Source organism: Streptomyces adustus (assembly GCF_009377175.1).
GTDB lineage: Bacteria > Actinomycetota > Actinomycetes > Streptomycetales > Streptomycetaceae > Streptomyces > Streptomyces adustus.
Genome location: NZ_VJZD01000552.1, coordinates 1 through 1,151, shown reverse-complemented (window position 1 = coordinate 1,151; position 1,151 = coordinate 1). Strand labels below are relative to the sequence as shown.

Annotated in this window: 1 protein-coding gene; it reads left to right on the top strand. The window is 66.8% G+C overall.

Going from position 1 to position 1,151, the window contains the following annotated elements:
• Positions 1–67 precede the first annotated feature (67 nt).
• A protein-coding gene (locus FNH09_RS50390) for an IS630 family transposase (protein ID WP_420802851.1) occupies positions 68–1,151 on the top strand; the annotation gives its coding sequence in 2 pieces (ribosomal slippage) (positions 68–593 and positions 593–1,151; 1,085 coding nt annotated over the 2 pieces). This gene is flagged as partial in the annotation.

Here is a 1,151-nt window from a genome sequence, read left to right as displayed (position 1 = left end):
TACTGACCTTTGCGGCGTGATGTCGTTGGGGGCTGACGATGTGTGATCGTTGCGGTATGCCGGTGGTGTGAGGTATCCGCAGGGTGGTGGGCTGACGCCTGAACGGCAGGCGTTTCGTGAGCGGATCCGGCTGGAGGCCGCGGAGCAGTTTGCTGCTGGTGTCTCCAACGCGGAGGTCGCCAAGGACTTACGGGTGAGTGTGCGCTCGGTGCAGCGTTGGCGCCGGGCCTGGCACGATGCCGGCGCGGAGGGGCTGCGGTCCGCCGGACCGGTCTCCGTGCCCAAGCTGAGTGAGGCCCTGTTCGCAGTGCTCGAAAAGGAATTGGCCAAGGGGCCGGTCGCGCACGGCTGGCCGGACCAGACCTGGACGCTGGCAAGGGTCAAGACGTTGATCGGACGCCGGTTCCACAAGAGCATGACGCTGTCGGCGATCGCGCGGATGCTCCACCGGCACGGCTTCAGCCACCAGGTCCCGGCCCGACGAGCCGTTGAACGAGACGAGGCGGCCGTGGCGGGCTGGGTGAAGGAGACCTGGCCGCAGGTGGAAGGTCCGTGGCGGCGCTCGATGCCTGGCTGTGCTTCGAAGACGAGGCCGGCTTCTCGATGACGCCGCCCACCGCACGGACGTGGGCCCGGCGCGGACGCACCCCCGTCATCCGGGTGCGCGGACGCTCCCAGCGACGCTTCTCCGTCGCTGCCCTGGCCTGCTACAAGCAGGGCGAACGCTCACGAATGATCTACCGGCCCAAGCGGCACATGGATCACAAGCGGGGTGGCAGACGCAGTTTCACCTGGACCGACTACCGCGACCTGCTCATCGCCGCCCACCAGCAGCTCGGCGCCCCGATCGTGCTCGTGTGGGACAACCTCAACGTCCACAAAGACCGCCGGCTGCGGGAGTTCGTCGACACCCACGACTGGATCACCTGCTACTTCCTGCCGGCCTACGCGCCGGACCTCAATCCCGTCGAGGGCATCTGGTCGTTGCTGCGGCGCAGCAGCCAGGCCAACACCGCATTCACCGACCCCGAGCACCTCATCAGCACGCTCCGACATGGTCTCCGTAAGATCCAGTACCGCAGCAACCTCATCGACGGATGCCTCGCCGAAACCGGCCTCACCTCGACGACATCACGACAACAACGTCAGTA